This is a genomic window from Hymenobacter montanus, from assembly GCF_014699115.1.
Taxonomy (GTDB): domain Bacteria; phylum Bacteroidota; class Bacteroidia; order Cytophagales; family Hymenobacteraceae; genus Hymenobacter; species Hymenobacter montanus.
This window is the reverse complement of sequence record NZ_JACXAD010000013.1, coordinates 1-15,804: the sequence shown is the minus strand read 5'-3', so window position 1 is coordinate 15,804 and position 15,804 is coordinate 1. Positions and strand designations below refer to the sequence as shown.

The following is a 15,804-nucleotide window of genomic DNA, read 5'->3' as shown; positions in this document are numbered from 1 at the left end:
GGTGAATTCAGGCCGTTGGCCTGGCGCAGCCCCGGCTCCGCGCAGGAATAGCGCCTGCTAGTTTGGTAACTTGGTATCTTTGTTGTACGCTCCGGCGCGTTGTTGGGTCTCAAGTTTCATTGGTTTGCTCTTTCATTTTGTCGTGCTCCATCCTGCCGTTAAATACGCGTCCGTGTTCCTGCTGAGCACGGTCAAGTTTTTGGGTGGTCCGCTGGCCGGCACCTCCATGGGGCTGCATTTTTGGCCGACCGTGGCCCTCACCGTGGCTGGCATGATGACCAGCGTGTTCGTCTTCTCCGGCATCGGCGGGGTGTGGATGCAGCACCGCCAGAAACAGCGCCGCCTGCGGCGGGAGCCCATTTTTACGAAACGCTCGCGCAACATCATCAAGGTATTCCGTAAGTTCGGCATGGGCGGCATCGCCTTTCTCACGCCCGTGCTGCTTTCGCCGATTGGCGGCACGGTTATCGCCACGCTGCTGGGCGTGCCGCGCCCGCGCATCCTGCTGCACATGTTCTGGAGCGCCGTGCTGTGGGGTGGGGCCCTCACCTTCGCCAGCGTGCGCTTCGGGCACATGCTGCACCACTAGTAGCCCTGACTTCGGCCCAGAACGAAAGCCATAGCCTCGCGTAAAAAGGTCATACCTAACCCGTACGAGGCATGTCTGGCGCTTTCAACTTCCGGATTCAAGACACTGGGGAGATTTCGCGGGAGTTTCTAAGCCGGCGCATCACCGACTTCCAGCACGCTGCGCAGTTTATCCGCGAATTGCCCTACCGCCGCAACACCGATAAGACCAACCTAGTCAGCGTGTTCGCCGACGGGGGCGCTACCTGCGGCCCCAAGCACGCCGTGCTCCGGCAGCTGGCCCTCGAAAATGGCATCCCGGACCTGAAGCTGAAGCTGGGCATTTTCAGAATGAACGGCCTGAACACTCCCGCGGTAGCCAGTACCTTGGCCCAGTACGGCCTTGCGTTTCTGCCCGAGGTGCACAACTACCTGCGGGTACACCGCACGGTACTCGACTGCACCCGGCCCAACTCTTCGGCCGACGACTTCCGGGCCGACCTGCTGCTCGAACTGGAGATTGAGCCCACCCAGATAGGTGATGCTAAAGTCGCTTTCCACCAAACCTACCTGCGGTACTGGCTCCACCAGAACCCCGGGCTGGGCCTCACCCTCCCCCAGCTTTGGAGCATTCGGGAGCAGTGCATCGAGGCCCTGAGCCGCGAGCCGTAGCGCTACTGGTTTCCCACCTAACGCCGCTTGCGGGCTTTGATAGCCTTCACGCCGGGGGCGGAGCCGCCCTTCTTGCCCACGTTGGCTTTGGCGCCCTTGGTGCTTTTTTTTCGTCCTTCGACGAAGGGCTTGCCGGTGCGCTTGTCAATGGTCACGCCGGGCTTAATCCATTCTTTCTTCTCGTGGAAAGCCCCCTGAAAGGTAGGGTCCAGCTTTTTGCGGCGCTCGTCGAGTTCGCGGCTCATCTTCTGCTGCTCCTCGAATGGGGTTTCCGCAACCGGCACTTCAGCCGGCAGCGGGAGCACCTCAATCTGCTGGTTGATGAGCGCCTCAATCTCCCCGATGTGCACCATTTCGGCCTCATTGGCGAAGGTGATGGCCGCCCCGGTGTGCTGGGCCCGGCCCGTGCGCCCGATGCGGTGCACGTAGTCGTCGTGCACGATGGGCACGTCGAAGTTGATGACGTGGCTTACCTGCGGCACGTCGATGCCCCGCGCCGCCACGTCGGTTGCCACGAGGTAGCGCACTTCGCCGGCCCGAAAAGCATCCATGCTGTTCATGCGGGCGTTCTGACCCTTGTTGCCGTGAATTACGCGCACCTCGCCAACGGGGGCCTTGCGCTCCAGAAAGTGCGCGACCTGGTCGGCGTGCTCCTTGGTGCGGGTGAAGAGCAGCACCCGCGTCATGGTTTCGGCGTCGCGGTGCAGCAGAAAGTGCAGCAGGTTGATTTTGGTGAGCAGGTTGGGCACTTCGTACAGGGTCTGCGCTACCGTGGAGGCCGTTTGGGCCGGCGGGCTCACTTCGACCCGAACCGGAAACTCCAGGAACTCCTCGCTCAGGAGCGTCACCCGCTCCGGCATGGTGGCCGAGAACAGCACGTTCTGCCGCTTGCGGGGAATCACCTCTAAAATGCGGCGAATCTGGGGCATGAAACCCATATCCATCATTTTGTCGGCCTCGTCCAGCACCAGCGTTTTTAAATCCCGCAGCACCAAGTCGCCCTTCAGGTAAATCTCCAGCAGCCGGCCCGGGGTGGCAATGAGCACATCCACGCCCTGGGCAATGGTTTCAATCTGCGTCTTCGGCCCCAGGCCCCCGTAGATGGCGAAAATTCGCAGGTCGGTGTTCACCGCCAAGGCCTTTAAGTGGTTCTCAATCTGAATGGCCAGCTCGCGGGTGGGGGCCAGCACCAGAGCCCGCGGGTTGGTGCCCTGCGCGTATTTCACCTTCATCAGCAGGGGCAGGCCGAAGGCGGCCGTTTTGCCCGTGCCGGTTTGGGCAATGCCCAGCACGTCGTGCCCGGCCAGCAGGAGCGGGATGGTTTGCTGCTGCACCGGCGTGGGCTGGGTGAAGCCCGCTTCGGCCACCGCCGTGAGCAGTTGTTTGTTGAGCTTAAAATCGTTGAACGATGGGGTGAAGTTGGGTTCCATCCGGCAAAGGTCGGCTTTTTGCAGCGGGGGCGTCACCCTATCGCAAGAAGCCCGTCGGGCCAAGCCCGTGGCACGTCCGGCCCGATTCCGAACTTTTTTTGTCGGTTTCGGCTTCTTTTTCTATCTTTGCCCCACCAAAAACAAACACGGTAGATATAGCTCAGCTGGTTAGAGCGTCGGATTGTGATTCCGAAGGTCGTGGGTTCGAGCCCCATTATTTACCCATCCAGAAAAGTCCCCGGAAACTTCCGGGGACTTTTTTTTTAATTGCCGAACGTTGTGGCCCGGATTGCGGGCCGCAATTGGCTACAACTAAGCTGCCATTTGTTCCGCAACCGCCTACTATATTTCGCCAGTACCCTAACCATTAGCTACATGAGTCTTCTCGTCATCGGCAGCGTCGCATTCGACGCCATCGAAACGCCCTACGGCAAAACCGACAAAATCATCGGCGGGGCCGCTACGTTTATCAGCCTTTCGGCTTCTTACTCGGGCACGCCCGTGAAATTGGTGGCCGTCGTGGGCGAAGACTTTCCGCAGTCCGACATCCAGTTGCTCGAAAAGCACGGCGTGGACGTAGAAGGCCTGCAGATCAAGCCGGGCGAGAAGTCGTTTTTCTGGTCGGGCAAGTACTCGCAGGACCTCAACTCCCGCGAAACCCTCGTCACGGAGCTGAACGTGCTGGCCGACTTCGACCCCATCATCCCCGATAGCTACCAGGACTGCAAGTACCTGATGCTCGGCAACCTGGCGCCGCAGGTCCAGCGCCTCGTCATCCAGCGGCTCATCAACCGGCCCAAGCTGATTGTGATGGACACCATGAATTTCTGGATGGACATTGCGCTGGAAGAGCTGATTGCAACTATCGAGATGGTCGACGTGCTCAGCATCAACGACGAAGAAGCCCGCCAGCTCAGCGGCGAGTACTCGCTGGTGAAGGCCGCCCGGAAAATTATGGGCATGGGCCCGAAGTTTCTCATCATCAAAAAAGGCGAGCACGGCGCCCTGCTCTTTCACAAGAACAAGGTGTTCTACGCCCCGGCCCTGCCCCTGGAAGAAGTATTTGACCCCACCGGCGCGGGCGACACGTTCGCGGGCGGCTTCATCGGCCACCTTGCCGCTACCGACGACATCAGCTTCGAAAACATGAAGCGCGCCGTCATCCACGGCTCGGCGATGGCTTCGTTCTGCGTCGAGAAGTTCGGCACTGAGCGCCTCCTTAACCTCACAGACGAAGAAGTGGAAGCCCGCGAAGCCCAGTTCGCTGAGCTGGTGAAAGTGATGCCGGTTGGGGCCGTAGCCAACGTGCCAGCCACTTAAGCGGGTACAAAGGCGCGGCCAGCGGTGGAAAAGGACAACTCTTTGCGGGCCAGATGGGTAAAAGGAAACATCTTCCACTTTTGCCTTCCACGCCATGACTCTCAAGAAAAATTCCATCCCTACCGACGAGCAGCCTTCGGTGGTGCCCTTTGAGAATGAGCATCATAAAAAGACGGCCACGCCCAAGGTAAAATCGGCGACCAACCAGAACGTGAACCAGAGCCACATTACCCAGCAGGGTAACGACACCAAGAACAACACCCCCGGTGGCAACTTCAACGAGGTGCGCCATACTCAGGCCAACAAGCCGCGTAGCAACCCGCAAGGCAACAGCCCCATGTCGGTTGACAGAAGCCAGAAAGGCCCTGGTAGCCGAGCCAACTAACATAACTGACTAAAAAGCAAGCCCCGACTAACTCCAGTTAGTCGGGGCTTGCTTTTTTAGCCGGATGCTGACTGACCACATTTGCTCCTGGCTCTTTAGTAGAATAACTCCTCCCTGGTGTTTGGCTGACGAAGTCCAGTAGCTCGCTACCCACCCTGGTGAACCTAACCATTGGCCGGGATCGTCAATGGGGCTGAAGAGCGGCCTCTCAGTAATAAGCCGCTAGCCACCCAATGCCTTATCGGCTATTCGGTTAGAATTCCCACCTCAGCCACTTGCGGAATCCCTCCTGCTGAGCCGGGTCGGCCGTTGCCAGCTTATCCACCGTGTACCGATGCCCAAAGCTGACATTCGGTACGGCTACCAGATTCACCGTGAGCAGCCGGTTCTGGCGAAAAACACTCAACTCATAGGTTGGCTCGCCCTGGTTGAGCAAGGATTGCAGGTTGGTAACGACCCGCCGGCCATTCACGGCCACAACTTCGTCGTCAATGGTCAGCACCGTCGCGGCCGGCGAGCCGGGCCAAATGGCGCTGACTTCCGTTCGTTCGTTTTTCACCACCGTGCGGAAACCAAACAGCCCCTCCGAAGCCGTGCTGCTTTCGGCCACTAGTAGCTGGCAGCCCACCGTGTGCAGCACCTTATCCAAAGGTTCGGTAAGTGGGGCGGTGCCGTAGATAAACTTGTCGAAGTACAGGTGCATGTCGCGTCCGGCCACCTCGTTAACTAACCGGATGTAGTCGGCTTCGGTGTAGCCGATACCCGTTTTCCCGAACTCCTCGTACAGCCGCCGCATCACATCGTCGAGGCTGCGGGCGTGGCCCGAGAGCTGACGCAGCGTTAAGTCCAGAATCAGCGCTACCAGTGCCCCCTTGTGGTACACCGATACCTTGCGGTCGGGCACGCCCGGCTTGTAGCCGTCCAGCCAGAGGTCCATGGAGGCATCGGCTAGCGAGAGGTTCTCGTGGCCGGCATCGTCAAAGTGCTTGCGCAGCACTGTGTTGAGTTCCTCAAAATACTGAGCGGGCGTCCGCACCCGGCTGCGGGCCAGGAGGTATTCGCCGTAGTACGTCGTGATGCCTTCAGCAATGAAACAGGTACGGAAATAGTTCTCCCGGCTGTAATCGTACGGCTGCATCTCGGCCGGTCGGATGCTCTTGATGTTCCAGGTGTGGAACAACTCGTGGCAGCTTATCCCCAACAACTCCTTATATAAGTCTTCGCTCATAATCTGCTCGGCTGGCCCCAGGGTAATCACCGTCGAGTTGTGGTGTTCCACCCCATGGTAGTGCTTGTAGAGCAAAAACTGGTTCAGAAAGTGGTAGTCGGCCACTGGGAATCCCCCAAACAGCTGTAATTGCTCATCCGAAAACGCCTTGAAATCGGCCAGAATCGGCGGCCAGCTAAGCTCAGCCTCCCCCTGCACCCAGATGTGAAAAGGCAAGCCGCCGGCCTCGTATTGCTGATGCACCAGCGTGGGGCTGGCAATGAGCGGTGAATCAGCCAGCTGGTCGAAATTCTCGGCGGCCAGCACGTTGGGGGCGGTTTGCTGCAGGCCGCAAGCTAGCTGCCAACCCTCGGGAAGCGCCAGCGTTAGTTGGCAGGCCTCCTGCTGGCGGTCCTCAACGTACATCAGGGCCTGCACGGGGTTCAGGTAGAGCTGCGACTCGTCGAGCCAGGAGCCGCCAGCGTCCATCTGGTGGGCGTAGAAGTTGTAACTCACCCGCACGGTACGACCAGCTGCGGCGGCTACTTCCCAGCGGTCCTTGGTGCGCTTGCGGTAGGGGAGGGGCTGCTTGTTCGTCGCATCGAACACCTCGACCTTCTGAACCTTTTGGGCAAAGTTCTGCAGCTCATAACGCCCGGGGCGCCAAGCCGGTAGCTGCAGCCCCAGCGGAGCGGTGGCCTCCGCGGCCACGTCCAGCGTTAGCTCAATGCGCAGGTAAAACGTGAGGGGGTTTTCGAAGGAAACGCGGTAGTGAATCATCGCCAAAACGGGGTAAAAGTGGCTAAAGCTACTACGGGGGGCCCGTTGCCGGTAAAAGTGGCTGAGGGTCTTGCCTTTTCCAGAGAAAGCCCGTACCTTTGCCGGCCCAACTCGAAACTAGACTTTAAACTTTAAGATGAAACGCACCTACCAACCTTCGAAGCGCAAGCGCGTCAACAAGCACGGCTTCCGTCTGCGCATGGAAACCGCCAACGGCCGTAACGTGCTAGCCCGTCGTCGCGCCAAAGGCCGCAAGCGCCTTACCGTTTCCGACGAAGGCAAGCACAAGCGCTAGTAGTTGGTGCTTAGTAGTTCGTGCTTGATGCTTGGGAATAGTAGCTGAGCTATTGTAAGCCAATGCCACGCACCGAGCATCAAGCCCCGATCTCCAGACGCTATACCTTCCCGAAAGAGGAACACCTGTGCCGCAAGAAGCTCATCGAAGAGCTTTTTAGCAAGCAGGGTTCCTCTTTTGGCGTTTACCCCCTGCGCATTGTTTGGGTTGCGAGCCCGGCGCCCACGGCTGCGCCGCCGCAGGTGCTTATCAGCGTCAGTAAGCGCACTTTTAAGCGGGCAGTCGACCGGAATCGCCTCAAGCGCCTGATCCGGGAGGCGTACCGGCTTAATAAATATCGGTTGTTGGAGCACCCTACCGGGCATCAAGTAGCCCTTCTTGGTATTATCTTCACGGGTAAAGAAAAAAGTCCACTGGGTTTGGTGGAAAAAAGACTAATTTCCGCTCTCTATCGTTTATTAAATACAACAGGTGAAGCATCTCGTTTGCTTCCTCCCACGTAAATTAGCCTACCTCTACTTATTTTATATGACTATCCGCAAAAAATTACTCGTTACCCTAACCGTTGGCGCACTAGGCTTGGTGTCTTTCCGAGCTTCTTCTGACAACGAGCGTTATTTTGAAATCGCTAAAAACCTGGACATTTTCGCCACGCTGTTCAAGGAAGTGAATACTTACTACGTGGACGAAATCACGCCCGCCAAGCTGGTGAAGACGGGCATCGACGCCATGTTGCGCTCACTGGATCCTTACACCAACTATATCCCGGAGGACGACATTGAGGACTTCCGCACCATGACGACCGGCCAATACGGCGGCATTGGGGCCTCGGTAGTGAAACGCAACGGCAAGACCGTAGTTCAGAGTGCCTACGAAGGCTACCCGGCCCAAAAGGCGGGCCTGCTCCCCGGTGATGAAATCCTCGACATCAACGGCGTAGTAGTTGATAAGAAGAGCAACGGCGACATTAGCAAGCTGCTTAAGGGCCAGGCCAACTCGGTGGTGAGGCTGTTAGTGACCCGCTATGGGCAGGACAAGCCCGTGCAAATCGACATCACCCGCGATAAAATTCAGGTCGACAACGTGCCCTATACCGGCATGATTTCCGGCGATGTCGGCTACTTCCAGCTCGGGGGCTTCACGGTCGACGCGGGGCGGGAAGTGCGCGCGGCCGTTAACAAGCTTAAGGAGCAGGGCGCCAAGAAAATCGTGTTCGACATCCGCGACAATCCCGGCGGCCTGCTGAACGAGGCCGTTAATATTTCCAATCTTTTCATCGACAAAGGGCTGGATGTAGTCAGCACCAGGGGTAAAGTCACGGAGTGGAACAAAACCTACAAGGCCCTCGACCAGCCCCTCGATACCCAGATTCCAATTGCCATTATCACTTCCAACCGCTCGGCTTCGGCTTCGGAGATCGTATCGGGCGTGTTGCAGGACTACGACCGGGCTGTGCTGGTGGGCGAGCGCACCTTCGGCAAAGGCCTCGTGCAAGCTACCCGCCCACTTAGCTATAACTCCCAGCTAAAGGTGACGACCGCCAAGTACTACATTCCCAGTGGTCGCTGCATCCAGGAAATCGACTACGCCCACCGTGCCGAAGATGGCTCTCTGGGTAAATTCCCAGATTCCTTACGCACGGCTTTCAAAACCACCGCGGGCCGTACGGTATACGACGGCGGCGGCGTAGCCCCGGACATTGAGGTGCAGGATCGTGAAATCGCGGACATTACCCGCATTCTGCTCCAGAAAAGCTACCTGTTCGACTACGCCACCCGCTACCGCGCCGAGCACGCCACCATTGCGCCCGCTCGTCAGTTCAAGCTGTCCGACGCCGAGTATCAGAAGTTTGTTAACTTTCTCCAGAGTAAGAATCTCAGCTACAGCACCGACGCTGAAAAAGCGCTCGCCGAGCTCAGCAAGAAGGTGAGAGAAGAGAAGCACTACGACGACGTGAAGCTGGAACTCGAAACCATCCGCAAGAAAGTGACGGTAAATAAAGCCAACGACTTGCAGCGCTTTAAGCCGGAGATCAAAGAGCTGCTGGAGCAGGAAATCGTGTCGCGCTACTACTTCGAGAAAGGTCGAACGGAAGCGGGTTTCGACGACGACCCCAACATCCTCGCCGCCGTGGCGGTGCTGAACGACCCCAACCGCTACGCCGCGTTGCTGAAACCGAGCGGGCAGGCCGCGAGTGCACGGAAGTCGATGAACACAAAGTAGTTATTGCCCTTATAAGGAGATGACTATTCAGTAGCAGGAGTTGCTAGGGAATAGTGTATTAGATGTTGGTGCTAGCTACCAAATATCCTTAAAATCTTCCTTTCCAATGATGACTGCTGACCAACGCCTTGACCAACTTGAGCCGCTCGTTTCCCAAACCCTGGCAGTTGCAGATCGTCATACTGTTCAGCTAACTCAGTTAGTGAATATTGTAACACAGCAAAGCAGCAATATTCAATTCTTGTTGAATGAGTTGGTGGACGTGAAGGACAAGGTAGTGGCTATTGATACCAAGGTCGCCGCCATTGATACCAAAGTAGCAGCTACTGATGCTAGGGTATCAGCTATCGATACTAAGGTAACTGCTATTGACACTATAGTAGCAGCTATTGATAGCAAGGTAGCGGCTATTGACACTACCGTAGCAGCTATTGATACGAGAATAGCGGCTACTGATGCCAGGATATCAAATATCGATACAAGAATAGCGGCTACTGATGCCAGGATATCAAATATCGATACTAGGATAGCGGCTACCGATGCCAAGATTGACGTCTTGAACACGCAGGCCAAGGTTGTGGATACTAAACTCGACCGCATTCTTAATCTGCTTGGTGAGAGCAAATAGTATAGGTAGGCAATTCCTCTTATGTAGTTGGGGCCAAGAGGGAAAATATCTTAAGTGAAGCGGCAAGGCCAACGGCAAATGCCGTAAATTCGCTTGCTTAACGAAAAACACTTGTCTATACTGCTCTCCCTCGAAACCTCGTCGCGGGTCTGTTCGGTAGCCCTGCACCGAATAGCCGACGGCTCCCTGCTTGGTCAATCCGAGCTCCGGCTCGACAAATCGCACTCTACGCACCTCACGGTAATAATCGACCAACTGCTCGAAAACACCGGCTATGCCATAACCGACCTCAGCGCCGTAGCGGTAAGTGATGGGCCCGGTTCTTATACCGGCCTGCGCATCGGCGGCGCGGCGGCAAAGGGCCTATGTTTCGCGCTTGATATCCCTTTAATAGCAATAGGCACACTACGTGCCTTGGCCGCCCAGGTAGCGGCTGGTACTGCCTGGCCCGAAAACTTCCTCTTTTGCCCCATGCTGGATGCCCGGCGAATGGAAGTATACGCTGCTCTTTATAGCCACGACGGACAAGAAGTGCTGGCCCCTACGCCACTTATTCTTGATGCGAATACCTTGGCCGAACAATTGGCCCACCATTCCGTTTTATTCTTTGGCCATGGCGCGGCAAAGTTTCAGCCACTGCTCGGGGAGCAGCCCAATGCGGGCTTCCTGACGGGTATTGAGCCTTCGGCGGTAGCAGTAGGGGCGTTGGCCGTTGCAGCGTACCACCAGCAAGAATTTCAGGATGTGGCTTATTACGAGCCTTTTTATTTAAAAGAAGTCTACACCACGACGCCCAAGCAATAGACGAAGGTTTGGCTTTGCGGCCCGGTTGGCTGTATTGTTAACAACCTAATATTAAGCAGAAGCTTGGCGATGCATCCTATGGAACTTCCCTTTGTTAATCGTGTGGCTAACAGTGGCCTCGTTACCCTCAACCTGGAAGATCTTATTCATCCCGGCGAGCGCGTGGTGTACGACATCAAAGACAACCTCTTCCACGGCCTTGTCCTGCGCGAGAAGGATTTCCGCGAGTTTATCAAAACCCACGACTGGGCGCAGTACGATGGTAAGAATGTGGCCATCATCTGCTCCACTGATGCTATTGTGCCCACCTGGGCCTATATGCTACTTGCCACTAAACTTCAGAACCACGCCTACCGCTACGTATTCGGCGATTTGGCGGCTCTGGAGCAAGCCCTGTTTCAGGAGGCCATTGCTGGTATCGAGGCCGAAGAGTACCGCGACGCCAAGGTAGTGGTAAAAGGCTGCGGCAATGTACCCGTGCCTACCTATGCCTACGTGGCCATCATGCAGAAGCTGCTCCCCATTGCCAGTAGCATCATGTATGGCGAGCCGTGTAGTACCGTGCCGCTCTACAAAAAGCCTAAAGTGAGCACTGGGGCCGGTTAATCCAAGGTCTCTGTTCGTAAAAATGGGTAGAAGGCGAAGGCCCACTCAAAGGCACTAGGATAATGTCAAGCTTTTTTTGAGACTGTCTGCCCGGCAATATCCCCGAATGCCCGCATCTTTGGGGAATCAAGTTCTTCTGTATGCCCTCCTCGCTTAACGCGCCCTACAAAATCAATTTTCTCACGGGTACGGCTATTGTCGTTGCCAATATGGTGGGCACGGGCGTTTTCACTAGCCTGGGGTTTCAGGTGCTGGGCATCCAAAGTGGCTTTGCTTTGCTCATGCTGTGGCTAGTAGGCGGCCTGATTGCGCTGTGCGGAGCCGTTTGTTACGGTGAGCTAGCCGCGGCCATGCCCCGCTCGGGCGGCGAGTACCATTACTTAAGCCAGATTTACCATCCTGCCCTGGGGTTTCTATCGGGTTGGGTATCGGCTACAGTGGGCTTCGCCGCACCTACCGCCTTGGCTGCGCTAGCGCTGGGCGAATACGCGAAAAGCCTTTGGCCAACTCTGCACCCCACCAGCCTCTCGATAGCGGTCGTCCTCATCTTAACCCTGGTGCACGGTAGCAGTACCCGCGCCGGTAGTCGATTGCAGGTTGTCATTACCGCGGTAAAAGTGGGCGTACTGGTTGTTTTTATTGGGGCTGGCATGATAGTAGGGGAGGCGCAGCCGCTGCGCTTCGCGCCTGATGCGGCGGGTTGGCAAGCCTTGCTCAGCCCTGCTTTTGCCGTATCGCTGGTTTATGTGAGCTACGCTTACTCCGGTTGGAATGCTGCGGTTTATCTCACCGGCGAAATTGAAGATCCCAAGCGCAATCTTTCTCGCATCTTGTTGGTCGGTACCGCGGTCGTACTCCTATTATATGTGGGGCTCAACTACGTATTCCTTCGCTCCACCCCGCTCGCTGGGTTGAGTGGCCAGGTCGAAGTTGGCTTCGTGGCCGCTACTTCCCTGTTCGGTCCCCTTGGCGGTCGGTTAATGGGGGGCATCATTGCCGCCCTGCTCGTTTCTACGGTTAGTTCGATGGTTTTTGCGGGGCCCCGGATCGTGCAAACAATGGGAGAGGACATCCCGGCCTTGCGTTGGCTGGCTGGCCGTAGTCGGGCTGGCATCCCCGTACGCGCGCTTTTGCTGCAAACGGCTATTACGTTAGCCTTTGTGCTAAAGCCCAGCTTCAAGGAAGTATTGGTCTACGCCGGATTCGTACTGAATTTGTTTACGTTCCTGACCGTGCTGGGCCTGTTTATTCTTCGGTGGCGCCAACCCCATCTGCTGCGCCCATACCGTGCGTGGGGGTACCCATTCACCCCACTTGTTTTTCTGGGCCTGAGCGGGTGGACGCTGACTTTCATTCTGCGGGATAAGCCAACCGAGTCGCTTTACGGCCTGGCTACTCTGGGCGCCGGATTACTGGTGTATTTTCTGACCACGCGCTCCACCCGTACCGCGCCAATTGTCCAAGGTTGAAGCGCGGCTGTAACTTGCAGCCTCATTGGCAGGCCTAATCATTGGGACTTACCGTTTAACTACTGTTATACAACATGTACTTTCGCACCGTTGCGCTCCGGTTTTTACCGGGTGCTTTGCTCTTGCTAGCTGCTTGTACGGAATCGACCACCAAAACGGAAACAGGTTCCCGGGCAACTGCCGGCAAGCAAGAATCGATGGCTGCTACTGCCGCTGCCATCGATTCCACCAAGCGAGACTCCACCAAGTCGGCTCCGTCAGCCGCCAACGCCAAGCTCCTTACCGCCCCCGATACAACCCGTGCTCAAGACGTGGCCGCTTTCCTGAGCGGATTGCGCCCCAGTAGCCACAGCGATTTATTAGCCCTGGCGACGAAGCCGGCCTGGAAAGCTTTCGCCAAAGACCAGGATAGGAGCTGGGCTAAGTACCGCGCTACGCACACCACGCGCATGACCAAATGGGCCCGCACCGAACTCGATTCCGTTCACCGCAGCAGCCCCACCATCTTTTACCCTTTTAGTGGTCCTGATTTTCTGAACGTCTTCACGATGTTCCCCACCAGCCAGACCTACGTGCTGATGGGCTTAGAGCCCGTCGGGAGCATCCCCACCCGAACCTCGCTGGCGAATCCGAAGCTGTTCTCGACCGTCAAAACCTCCCTGTGGTCGGTGCTCAACTTTAGCTTCTTTCGCACCAACGACATGGCCGTCGATTTGAAGTCTATGGAACTCAACGGGGCGCTCCCCTTGATGATGCTCTTTGCCGTTCGTACCGGCAATCAAATCATCGCCATCCGCCCCGTGCAGCTCGATGCCACCGGTCAACTGACCGACCGGACCGCTGATACCACTCAGGTTGATGCCTCTAAGCCCGTTCTCGGGGTTGAGATGAAGCTACGCGGCCCCGATGGTCAGCCTAAAACCGTTTACTATTTCTCCACCGACCTCAGTAATCAAGGTCTGCGCGCCAAGCCCGCGCCACTTGCGTTTGTGCGCGCTCTTGGTCCGCTTACCACCTACGTTAAGTCGGCTACGTATCTGATGCATAAATCATACTTCAGCGAAGTCCGCCGTTTAGTATTGCGTCGTAGCCGCTACGTCCTGCAAGATGATTCAGGCATCGCCATGAAGTTCTTCCAAAAAGGAGCCTGGAAATTCAATTACTATGGCACGTATAAACGTCCCATCCCGCTTTTTGCCAACCACTACCAGGCTGACCTTACCAGGGCTTACACTGATTCTCTGCATCCTCCCAAGCCCTTGCCCTTTGGCACCGGCTACAACTGGCGTCAAACCGATTCCAACCTGCTCTTAGCTCAGCGTCTGATCCCCCTGGCCAATTAGCTTCTGCCATAAACTACCTGATATACAGGGTCGTGGTGGCAACACCATGACCCTTTCTATTTTCTATCCGTCATGAAACCGCACTCACTATTCTCGCCCCTACACTATTACGCGATTAGAGTAGCCGCAATAATCGGGATAACCTCTTTAGCGGCGGGGGCTCACCAGCTGCTACCTATCCTCCACCGACTTCTTGATGGTGATCGCCTGGAGGGCAGGAAGGGGAGGGCAATGCTCAATGATTCCCCTTTGCTTGACTCCCTGATTCATACTAGCCCTGAACTGACCCGCATTGCCACCAACCCGGAATACGAGCTCCAAATCATTTACACCCAGATTAACCGCGACGCGCAAAACCGTCCCTCCTTCATCCCTCACACCTACCAGCTCAACCCTGGCCAATATTTCAACCCCGCTAGTTTAGTTAAGCTGCCCGTTGTAGCGCTCTCCCTCGAAAAGCTTAACAAGCTTAATAAGCCGGGTGTGCACCGCCGCACCATTATGGCTACTGGTACTGCTTGGCGCTGCCAGACCCCGGTCCGCTTCGCCGCCCCAGCCGATTCCGACCAGGCGGCTACCGTTGGCAACTACATCAAGCGCATGCTGTTGGTCAGCGACAACCTCGCCTACAATCGGCTCTATGAATTTCTTGGTCAACGCCCACTCAACGACCGACTCGCCCAGCTTGGCTATCCCAATGCCCGTATTACCCGCCGCTTTGCTCCCTGCGACACCAACGCTAACCGCTACACGAATCCCATCAGTTTTCACACCATCCAAGGCGATACCTTATATAAACAAGCAGCCCAATACAATGCCGTTCCTTATACCAGTCCGCTAGGGCGCGTTCTTAAAGGACAGGCCTACCAGGTTGGTCGCCGGGTTATTCGCAGGCCATATGACTTTACGACTGCCAATCACCTGCCCTTGGCGGACGTCACCGCGGTGCTCCAAAGTATCCTGTTTCCTTCCTCTGTCTCGGCAAGCCGGCGGTTCAACCTCACGTCTTCCGATTATGCTTTCCTCCGGTGGTACCTCCACGCCACCCCACATCAGTCTGGCTTCCGTCCGTATGCACCCGCTCAGTATTTCGACGCTTACAAGAAATATCTCTACTACGGCCGGGATCCTAAGCTTCCTTACCAAGCCAGCCTCCGCATCTATAATATAGTAGGCATGTCCCACGGCTACCTCGCCGATGTTGCCTACTTCGCCGACTCTCTGCACCAGTCGGAATTCATGCTCAGCGCGGTCCTGTACGTTAACAAGGACGGCATCATCAACGACGGGGCTTACGAGTATGCCTCCATTGGCTTACCCTTCTTGGCTCAACTTGGCCGTTTAATCCAGCAATACGAGACTCAGCGTGCTCGTCAGTTTCGCCCTAACCTAGCGGAGTTCTTTGCTCCCGAACCAATCCGTTAAAAATTCTGAAAATGCTGGCCGTATTAAGATGCTGGTCTACAATATGGTATACACGAGACAGGTACTTGCTACCTGCCTGAGCAGCCAAAATCTTTGCGCAGCGCTTTTCCAGGAGAGAAAAAACTAGTAGTTTTGCAATCCCAAATCGTCAAATGGACATTGGTTGCTTCAAAAGCAAAAGCTCTCCGAGGAAGTTGAAAAGACGCGGAACTTCACGAATGGTTTGATTGTCTTACCCCTCGTGCTGCCTAGAGAAAGTCCAAAAGAAAAATTCTTTTTTGAAGACTTGCAAAAACTAAGAAAATCGCCGTAGCTTTGCAGCCCTGCTTGAAAACAGGGATTTGAAAAGAGAGAAAAAATCTGAAGAAGCTTGACAAATCAAAAATTGTAAGTACCTTTGCACTCCCAATCGCAACAGGGGCTCAAACGGAGCCAGAAACGTTGCGGCAGGGGAACCAACAATAGGCTGTTTGCCGTTGTTGACCCCGGCTTCAAAAGAGGAGCGAGAAGGCATGAATAGCAGGGAAGCAAGTAGCACAAGACTGATTACGGGAGTAGTCACAAGGTTGGCCTAACAGGGGCCGACGCACGTTCTTTGAATGACTGGAAAAGACAACAGGTAAGACGTGGCTTTCTACGGGAAGCCACGG

General features: G+C 56.0%; 15 protein-coding genes and 1 tRNA gene. 14 read left to right on the top strand and 2 right to left on the bottom strand.

The window, feature by feature from the left end; all coding sequences use genetic code 11:
- Positions 1-142 precede the first annotated feature (142 nt).
- Both IC235_RS12565 and IC235_RS12560 read left to right on the top strand, forming a co-directional pair.
- A complete protein-coding gene (locus IC235_RS12565) occupies positions 143-589 on the top strand; it encodes a hypothetical protein (RefSeq protein WP_317173570.1) in 447 nt (148 codons plus the stop codon).
- A 71-nt stretch (positions 590-660) separates the two neighbouring features.
- Positions 661-1,239 carry a hypothetical protein gene (locus IC235_RS12560; protein ID WP_191005531.1) on the top strand — a complete coding sequence of 193 codons (579 nt, stop codon included), beginning with the start codon at positions 661-663 and terminating at the stop codon, positions 1,237-1,239.
- Between the two features lie 17 nt (positions 1,240-1,256).
- Here IC235_RS12560 and IC235_RS12555 read toward each other — a convergent pair whose 3' ends face one another.
- The gene (locus IC235_RS12555) at positions 1,257-2,669 is read right to left on the bottom strand and encodes a DEAD/DEAH box helicase (RefSeq protein ID WP_191005530.1); all 1,413 of its coding nucleotides are present in this window, start codon (positions 2,667-2,669) and stop codon (positions 1,257-1,259) included.
- A 149-nt stretch (positions 2,670-2,818) separates the two neighbouring features.
- Between IC235_RS12555 and IC235_RS12550 the strand changes: the two genes are divergently transcribed.
- The 3 genes from IC235_RS12550 (at position 2,819) to IC235_RS12540 (ending at position 4,374) form a co-directional block, all read left to right on the top strand.
- Positions 2,819-2,892, top strand: a tRNA-His gene (locus IC235_RS12550).
- A gap of 152 nt (positions 2,893-3,044) precedes the next feature.
- On the top strand, positions 3,045-3,989 hold the full coding sequence (locus IC235_RS12545; protein ID WP_191005529.1) for a PfkB family carbohydrate kinase: 945 nt from the start codon (positions 3,045-3,047) through the stop codon (positions 3,987-3,989).
- A gap of 94 nt (positions 3,990-4,083) precedes the next feature.
- The gene (locus tag IC235_RS12540) at positions 4,084-4,374 is read left to right on the top strand and encodes a hypothetical protein (RefSeq protein ID WP_191005528.1); all 291 of its coding nucleotides are present in this window, start codon (positions 4,084-4,086) and stop codon (positions 4,372-4,374) included.
- Positions 4,375-4,627: 253 nt separating this feature from the next.
- On the opposite strand, the gene IC235_RS12535 is transcribed toward IC235_RS12540, so the two are convergent.
- On the bottom strand, positions 4,628-6,361 hold the full coding sequence (locus tag IC235_RS12535; protein WP_191005527.1) for a M61 family metallopeptidase: 1,734 nt from the start codon (positions 6,359-6,361) through the stop codon (positions 4,628-4,630).
- A gap of 136 nt (positions 6,362-6,497) precedes the next feature.
- On the opposite strand from IC235_RS12535, the gene rpmH reads away from it, so the two are divergent.
- The 9 genes from rpmH to IC235_RS12490 all read left to right on the top strand — a co-directional run bounded on the left by rpmH (position 6,498) and on the right by IC235_RS12490 (position 15,154).
- Positions 6,498-6,656: a 50S ribosomal protein L34 gene (rpmH, locus tag IC235_RS12530; protein ID WP_046246180.1), complete on the top strand. Its 159-nt coding sequence runs from the start codon at positions 6,498-6,500 to the stop codon at positions 6,654-6,656.
- Between the two features lie 62 nt (positions 6,657-6,718).
- Positions 6,719-7,159, top strand: coding sequence for a ribonuclease P protein component (locus IC235_RS12525; protein ID WP_191005526.1), 441 nt, complete (start codon positions 6,719-6,721; stop codon positions 7,157-7,159).
- A 25-nt stretch (positions 7,160-7,184) separates the two neighbouring features.
- The gene (locus tag IC235_RS12520; protein WP_191005525.1) at positions 7,185-8,879 is read left to right on the top strand and encodes a S41 family peptidase; all 1,695 of its coding nucleotides are present in this window, start codon (positions 7,185-7,187) and stop codon (positions 8,877-8,879) included.
- A gap of 106 nt (positions 8,880-8,985) precedes the next feature.
- Positions 8,986-9,507 (top strand): coiled-coil domain-containing protein, encoded by a 522-nt coding sequence (locus tag IC235_RS12515; RefSeq protein ID WP_191005524.1) that lies wholly within the window; start codon positions 8,986-8,988, stop codon positions 9,505-9,507.
- A gap of 111 nt (positions 9,508-9,618) precedes the next feature.
- The gene (tsaB, locus tag IC235_RS12510) at positions 9,619-10,311 is read left to right on the top strand and encodes a tRNA (adenosine(37)-N6)-threonylcarbamoyltransferase complex dimerization subunit type 1 TsaB (protein WP_191005523.1); all 693 of its coding nucleotides are present in this window, start codon (positions 9,619-9,621) and stop codon (positions 10,309-10,311) included.
- 78 nt (positions 10,312-10,389) lie between these two features.
- Positions 10,390-10,917, top strand: coding sequence for a DUF2480 family protein (locus IC235_RS12505; RefSeq protein ID WP_191005522.1), 528 nt, complete (start codon positions 10,390-10,392; stop codon positions 10,915-10,917).
- Between the two features lie 140 nt (positions 10,918-11,057).
- Complete coding sequence (locus tag IC235_RS12500) at positions 11,058-12,386, top strand: APC family permease (RefSeq protein WP_191005521.1); 1,329 nt, start codon at positions 11,058-11,060, stop codon at positions 12,384-12,386.
- Between the two features lie 197 nt (positions 12,387-12,583).
- On the top strand, positions 12,584-13,729 hold the full coding sequence (locus IC235_RS12495) for a hypothetical protein (protein WP_191005520.1): 1,146 nt from the start codon (positions 12,584-12,586) through the stop codon (positions 13,727-13,729).
- 249 nt (positions 13,730-13,978) lie between these two features.
- Entirely contained in the window at positions 13,979-15,154 is a 1,176-nt protein-coding gene (locus IC235_RS12490) for a serine hydrolase (protein ID WP_191005519.1), read from the top strand.
- Positions 15,155-15,804 lie beyond the last annotated feature (650 nt).